Consider the following 6,327-nt stretch of genomic DNA (forward strand, 5'->3'; position numbering starts at 1 on the left):
GTGACGACCTCCATCGAGGTCGAGAACGTCTCGAAGAAGTTCTCGATGCAGTACCAGCGGACCCTCAAGCAGGTCGCGGTGGCGAAGTTGCGCGGCCAGCGGATCAAGGACAGCTTCTGGGCCCTGCAGGACGTCTCGTTCCAGGTCCAGCAGGGTGAGGCCATCGGCCTGATGGGGCTCAACGGCTCCGGCAAGAGCACGCTGCTCAAGCACATCATGGGCGTGATGCGCCCGACCTCGGGCACCGTCCGGACCCGCGGCCGCATCTCGGGGCTGATCGCCACCGGCGCGGGCTTCCACCCGCAGATGACCGGCACCGAGAACATCTACATGAACGCCGCGATCCTCGGCATGACCAAGGAGGAGACCGACGCGAAGTTCGACGACATCGCCGGCTTCGCCGACGTCGGCGAGTTCCTGGACACCCCGGTCGGCAACTACTCCTCGGGCATGTTCGCGCGGCTCGGCTTCTCGGTGGCCGTGAACGTCGACTGCGACGTCTTCATCGCCGACGAGGTCCTGGCCGTCGGCGACCAGCCGTTCAAGAAGAAGTGCATGAAGCGGATGGAGCAGATCCGCGACAGCGGCGTCACCCTCTTCTACGTCAGCCACGCCGCCCAGTCGGTGCGGCGCATGTGCACCCGCGTGATCGTCCTCGAGAAGGGCGTGGTCGGCTTCGACGGCGACGTCGACGAGGGCATCCACTACCTGCACTACGACGACAGCGAGGACGTCGACGCCGAGGAGGAGCAGACCACGGACGGGGAGCTCGGCTCGGAGGTCTGACGCCTCCTCGGCTGGTTCCGCACAGCAAGCCGACTCGGCGGGCGCGGGGCCAGCACCCACACCGGGGTTGACAAACTGGGAACTGCTCGGCGTGTCGACTGGCAATTACAGCGTTGTAGTTACTCAGTTTCTCTACCGCCGACCCTGTGACGCGTGTGAAAGTTGCAACTCGTGTGACCTTCCCCCGCACAGGAGCAACCGGTTATGTCGCCTTCGCGCGCTCGCTACGTCACCGCGTGCCAGCAGCTGTTGGCGCTCGGCGTGGTGGTCATCGCGCTGGTCCCGGCGACGCGCGTCGTGTCGCTCGACGTGGTCGGCGTCGGGCCTGGGCAGGGGGTCGCGCAGCCGTCGATCGAGGTGTCTCCCGACGCGGCCGAGGCCGGCGCGTCGCGGGCCGAGGCGCCTGCGGGGAGGTCCGCGTTCGCACGCCAGCAGCAGCGGTGCGCACCTGTGGGGTGGCGGGTGGTCGAGCGCCGTACGGTGCCCCGTGCCACGGAGCAGCCGTGCTGGGCGCGAGGCCGGCACGCCAGGGGCGTGACCCCGGGAGCGGGCTGATCAGCCGAAGCGGTGGGTGACCCGCTCGGCCTCGGCGATCGCGTCGAGTCGCACCGGGTCCGCCCCCGTGACGAGGACCAGCGAGCCGCCCGACACGAGCGGCCGCGAGACGGCGGTGACACCTGGTGGGGAAGCCGGGTTCACCGTCGACAGGAGCCGGTTGCCGCCGGTCGAGCCAGCAGGGTTCCCGGCGGCAGCCGAGCTCCCGAACAGCTCGTCCTGGGTCACCGGGCCGTCCAGGAGCGCCACGTCGGCGCCGCCCGGCGGGTCGTATGCCGTGAACGCGTCGGGCTGCCCCCAGACCTCGACGCCGACGTCGTGCACGCCGGCAGGCAGCGGCTCGGCGAAGCGCACGCCCATCGGGAGCAGCGAGCAGGCGAGGACCGGCCGGTCGTCGGCGAGCGGCGCCCAGGTGGCGAGCGAGGCGGGTCCGCACACGACCGCCGCCGGCGTGCCCCCGGACCCGGCGAAGGCCACCGTGAGGCCCGCTGTCCACGCGGCGCCGAGGAAGACCGGCCCGAGCCAGTGCGTGGGCAGGTCGACGAGCAGCACGTCGTTGCGCTCGAGGTCGTGCTCGTCGACCAGCAGCGAGGCGGTCTTCGCCACCCAGTTGGCAAAGGTCGTCACCGACAGCTCGACCCGCTCGCCGGAGCGCTCGTCGTACGACGTGAGCAGCGGGCGGCCGGGGTCGCGCCTCAGCTCGGCGGCGAGCCGGTCCGCGAAGGTGGTCACATGGTCAGCCTAGGAAAGCGACCTACCTCGCCGCGCGGCCGGCTTAAGACCAATCCAGCGCAATCGCGCTCGTTTGGTCTTGTTTCACGGGTGAAACAAGACAGATCCAGCGCAATTGCGCTGAATCTGCACTGTGGATGATCGTCAGGACGGCGCGGTCCCAGACTCGGACCTCCCCTCGCTGCGAGCGGGGGAGGAGCCTCGTCAGGAGAAGTCGGCCCGGCTCAGCTCCTCGTTGATCCGGCTGCTGGAGTCGGCCTTGTCCTCGCCGCCCACGCCGTAGACCATCTGCAGCCCGATCTCCTCGGTCAGGTGCGCCTCGGCGCTCGGCACCGGGTCGCCGGAGTCGGAGCGGTCGCCGCCGTTGCAGAAGAGCAGCTCGGCGTCGGGGTGGAGCTCGCGCACCCGGCGCAGCGACGCGGCGACGCTGGCGTCGTCGTCGATCGCCACGAACGCCTCGTCGACGCAGCGCAGCTCGGCCACGATCGCGTGCCGGTCGTCCTCGGTCATGAGGATCCGGCCCTTCTTCAGCTGCTGCTGCCGGTCGTTGTTGACGATCACGACCAGGTGCGGCGCCAGCTCGCGGGCCGCCTTGATCATCCGCAGGTGCCCGATGTGGATCGGGTTGAAGTAGCCGCTGACGATGGCGATGCGCTCGGGCGCACCCATCACATGGCGTCCGGCTCGGGCGAGTCCGTGTAGGGGTAGTCGAGCATGAACTGCTTCAGCGCGGCACCGCTCGGAGCGCTGCAGTACTGGAACACGCCGACCTGCTTGGCGGGGTCGCTCTCGCCGGAGCCGCCGGCCGACCAGTGCGAGAACGCGACGTGCATGCCGTCGGGGAACTTGCCGTTCTTGCCCTGCTCCTTCTCGTCGGCGGCGGTCCACGGCGCGGCGATGAACTTCAGCCGCAGGTTGTCGTCGTCGGAGCGGAACTTGTCGGCGATGCCGTCGATGACGTTGAGCTCGTCGGCGTCGTCGGCGATCGACTCGTCGTACCAGAGGATCGTGTAGCCGTGCTCGAGGTTGTGCACCAGCGACTCGAGCTCGGGGCGGTCGTCCTCGGTGTAGTACTTGCGGTTGAACGGCGCGGGCGCCTGGTTGGCGCCGGGGCCCTCGTTCCAGTGCGAGCCGAACGCCGGGGGCGCCGTCTCGTAGATGACCTGCGAGGGCGCAGGCACGTGCTGCTGGTTGCCGTCCGCCGGCTTGGTCGTGACCTTGTCGCACGCCGATGCGGGGGCGCCGATCGAGGCGAGGTCGATGTCCTTGAACTTGCGCAGGTCCAACCAGTTCTTCACCGGGCGGTACGCCGCCGCGACGACGATCAGGAGCGCGACCAGCGTGCAGACGCCGACGATGGCGAAGCCGCGGCGCTTCTCGGCGCCCTTCTGCTTCTTGCGGATCTCGTCGATGACCGCCTGGCGGTCGGACTTGCTCGACTTCTTGGCCACGGCTACGGAGCACCTCGGGTGGTGGGCTGCACAGGAGGCTGTGCTGGACACGGACTGTGCGGGACAAAGGACGGGGCTCCTGAGAGCCCGACGGAGGAGTCTACGGAGTCGCCGGTCGGATCACTGCTTTCTCAGGGCCTTCTTCGGGAGCGGGCTCCAGGCGCCACCCGTGGGCGAAGGCCAGCGGCGCCAGGCGCGGGTCCGCGGCGACGGCCAGCCCGTCGCCCGCCGGCTCGGCCTCGACGCCGAGGACGCGCGCCAGTGCCGACGCCATCTCCTCGGCCGGCGCGGGCGCGCCGAAGGGCGGTTGGTCGGCGGGGTCGCCGGCCAGGGCGCGGACCACGGCCTCCCGGGCGCCGTACCCGAACAGGTCCTCGCCCTCGACGCGGACCAGCGCCGCCGCGCCGGCGCCGTCCTCGCCGGGTGACAGCACCAGGTCGGCCCGGCCGCGGACCAGCGCGAACGGCCGAGCGGTCAGCTTGCCCTGGGCGAGCTCGGCCGCCCCGGCCAGCTCGTCGGCGAGCGCGGGAGCGGTGACCGCGAGCTCGTTGCCGTAGGAGTCGGTGCGGCCGGCGTGCGTGTCGAGCACCGTGATGCCGGCGGCGCCGATCGCGATGTCGGTCTGCCCGGTGCGCCACGCGCGGCCGGCCGTGTCGGTGACCACGACTCCTACGTTGGCGCCGGTGCGCTCCGCGATCTGCCGGCGCAGCGTCCGCGCGCTGCCGTCGGGGTCGACGGGCAGGAGCAGCACGGTGCCGGCCTCGACGTTGGAGCCGTCGACGCCTGCCGCCGCCAGGGTGAGCCCGAGCCGGGTGCGGACGATCGTGGTCGGTCCGCGGCGCGCCACCACCCGGGCGCCGGGCTCGGCGAGCTCGCCCTCGACCGCGGCGACGCGGTCGGCGCCCCGCAGCGCGCGGCCCTCGGCCTTGCTGACCACCTTGCTCGTCACCAGCACCACGTCGCCGTCGGTGGGGGAGAGCGCGGCGAGGACCAGCTCGGCCAGGTCGTCGCCCGCCCGCACCTCGGGCACGCCGTCGGGGGCGATCACCTCGAGCGTCATGGGGTGCTCATGCCACGAGGGCGAGCGCGGCCGCGGCCATCGCGGCCGTGGCGTCCGGGTCGGTCATGAGCAGCGGCACGGCAGCCGCGCTGAGGCCGGCGGCGTGCAGCCCGGGCAGCTGGCCGGCGTCCGACTCGTCGACGAGCCAGCCGTCGAGGACGCCGTCCTGGGAGCGGGCGCCGTAGTGGCGGCCGACCCCGCCCGCGCTCACATCGACCCCGAGGCTCGTGAGCAGCTGGTTGGCCATGCCGCGGACGTGGCTGCCGCCGATGATCGGGGAGACGCCGACGACGGGCGCGCGGGTGGCGACCAGCGCCTCCCGCACCCGCGGCACCCCGAGGATCGTGCCGACCGAGACTACGGGGTTGGACGGCGGCAGGATCACGACGTCGGCGTCGGTGATGGCGTCGATGACTCCCGGCCCGGGGGTGGCCTCGTCGAGCCCCACCACGACCACGGCCTCGGCGGGCACCTCCGCGCGCAGCTTCACCCAGTACTCCTGGAAGTGCACGACCCGCCGGCCGCTGGGCGAGCGCTCGAGGTCGTCGTCGGCGATCGCGACGTGGGTCTCGACGCGGTCGTCCGACATCGGCAGGAGCCGGACGCGGTCGCCGAGCACCGGCGTGAGCCAGCGCCGGCACAGCGCCTCGGTCACCTGCGACAGCGGGTAGCCCGCGTCGAGCATCTGGGTGCGGACCAGGTGGGTGGCGATGTCGCGGTCGCCGAGGCCGAACCACGTGGGCTCGACGCCGTACGCCGCGAGCTCGGCCTTCGCGCTCCACGTCTCGTCGCGCCTGCCCCAGCCGCGCTCGGGATCGATCCCGTCGCCGAGCGTGTACATCACCGTGTCGAGGTCGGGGCAGACCTTCAGGCCGTGCACCCAGATGTCATCGGCGGTGTTGGCGACGACCGTCACGACCGCGTGGTCCGCGACGCCCGGCAGGAGACCCCGCTCGATGCCGTGCAGCAGACCCTGGATGAACCGCGCACCACCCATCCCGCCGGACAGGACGGTGAGGTTGCGACGTGGTCCGGACCGGTCTCCGGCGGGGCTGACCATGGCCACAGCCTGTCGCACGCGGCGCACTACCAGACGCCCGGGTGGCCCGTCCCGAGAACTGCCATACCAGACCGGGGCTTGACTTCCGGCGTACGACAGGCATGTAATCACATTGGTGTCGTTCACGATTCCTCGGGGAAATCCACACGACACGCGGGTCAAGCAGGGTCGAGTGCACCACAGGATTGACTACGGGTCGAAGGGCAGTCACATGAGAGAGCTTTTTCTCCTCGACGGGGACGACGCCGACGACGCGGGGTGGCAGGAGCGTGCGCTGTGCGCACAGACGGACCCCGAGGCGTTCTTCCCCGAGAAGGGCGGTTCCACCAGGGAGGCCAAGAAGGTCTGCCTCACGTGCGACGTCCGGACCGAGTGTCTGGAGTCCGCACTGATGAACGACGAGCGCTTCGGCATCTGGGGCGGTCTCTCCGAGCGGGAGCGCCGCAAGCTGAAGAAGCGCGCCGTCTGATCATCCCCACCGAGAGTGCCCGGGCCTCGGCCCGGGCTTCTCTCATTTCTGTCTACCCCCGCGAGCTTCGCCCCCAGTTGGATACCCCCGCGAGCTTCGGCCCCCAATCCGCGGCGACTGCTCGCTGCGCTCGCGGCGCCTCGCTCGCTGCACTCGCTTCGGCGCGGTCGCCGCGGCTCGGAGGCCGATCGCGGGGCGCCTCGCTGCGCTCGGA

At 71.3% G+C, this 6,327-nt stretch carries 8 protein-coding genes; 3 read left to right on the forward strand and 5 right to left on the reverse strand.

The annotated features are described in order from the left end of the window. Both G514_RS28150 and G514_RS0120825 read left to right on the forward strand, forming a co-directional pair. On the forward strand, positions 1–786 hold the full coding sequence (locus tag G514_RS28150) for an ABC transporter ATP-binding protein (protein ID WP_036565777.1): 786 nt from the start codon (positions 1–3) through the stop codon (positions 784–786). A 204-nt stretch (positions 787–990) separates the two neighbouring features. After that, entirely contained in the window at positions 991–1,341 is a 351-nt protein-coding gene (locus G514_RS0120825; protein WP_028653320.1) for a hypothetical protein, read from the forward strand. On the opposite strand, the gene G514_RS0120830 is transcribed toward G514_RS0120825, so the two are convergent. The 5 genes from G514_RS0120830 to cofD form a co-directional block, all read right to left on the reverse strand. Continuing rightward, the gene (locus G514_RS0120830; RefSeq protein WP_028653321.1) at positions 1,342–2,073 is read right to left on the reverse strand and encodes a TIGR03089 family protein; all 732 of its coding nucleotides are present in this window, start codon (positions 2,071–2,073) and stop codon (positions 1,342–1,344) included. It lies immediately after the preceding gene. Positions 2,074–2,277: 204 nt separating this feature from the next. Then, the gene (locus G514_RS0120835; RefSeq protein ID WP_036565779.1) at positions 2,278–2,742 is read right to left on the reverse strand and encodes an adenylyltransferase/cytidyltransferase family protein; all 465 of its coding nucleotides are present in this window, start codon (positions 2,740–2,742) and stop codon (positions 2,278–2,280) included. Beyond that, entirely contained in the window at positions 2,742–3,524 is a 783-nt protein-coding gene (locus tag G514_RS0120840) for a DUF3105 domain-containing protein (RefSeq protein ID WP_028653323.1), read from the reverse strand. Before G514_RS0120840 ends, G514_RS0120835 begins: the two co-directional genes overlap by 1 nt. 100 nt (positions 3,525–3,624) lie before the next feature. Beyond that, positions 3,625–4,584, reverse strand: a complete 960-nt coding sequence (gene cofE, locus G514_RS0120845) for a coenzyme F420-0:L-glutamate ligase (RefSeq protein WP_028653324.1) — start codon at positions 4,582–4,584, stop codon at positions 3,625–3,627. A 7-nt stretch (positions 4,585–4,591) separates the two neighbouring features. After that, positions 4,592–5,644, reverse strand: coding sequence for a 2-phospho-L-lactate transferase (gene cofD, locus G514_RS0120850; RefSeq protein ID WP_051248030.1), 1,053 nt, complete (start codon positions 5,642–5,644; stop codon positions 4,592–4,594). 211 nt (positions 5,645–5,855) lie between these two features. Here cofD and G514_RS0120855 point away from each other — a divergent pair, with 211 nt between their 5' ends. Further along, a complete protein-coding gene (locus tag G514_RS0120855) occupies positions 5,856–6,113 on the forward strand; it encodes a WhiB family transcriptional regulator (RefSeq protein ID WP_028653326.1) in 258 nt (85 codons plus the stop codon). Positions 6,114–6,327: the final 214 nt, after the last annotated feature.

It is taken from the genome of Nocardioides halotolerans DSM 19273, assembly GCF_000422805.1.
GTDB classification, from domain to species: domain Bacteria; phylum Actinomycetota; class Actinomycetes; order Propionibacteriales; family Nocardioidaceae; genus Nocardioides; species Nocardioides halotolerans.

Excerpts from the sequence above, each read along its gene's own strand:
- G514_RS0120825 (WP_028653320.1), top strand. The coding sequence starts at position 991 with ATGTCGCCTTCGCGCGCTCGCTACGTCACCGCGTGCCAGCAGCTGTTG.
- G514_RS0120855 (WP_028653326.1), top strand. The coding sequence starts at position 5,856 with ATGAGAGAGCTTTTTCTCCTCGACGGGGACGACGCCGACGACGCGGGG.
- cofD (WP_051248030.1), bottom strand. The coding sequence starts at position 5,644 with ATGGTCAGCCCCGCCGGAGACCGGTCCGGACCACGTCGCAACCTCACC.
- G514_RS0120835 (WP_036565779.1), bottom strand. The coding sequence starts at position 2,742 with ATGGGTGCGCCCGAGCGCATCGCCATCGTCAGCGGCTACTTCAACCCG.
- cofE (WP_028653324.1), bottom strand. The coding sequence starts at position 4,584 with ATGACGCTCGAGGTGATCGCCCCCGACGGCGTGCCCGAGGTGCGGGCG.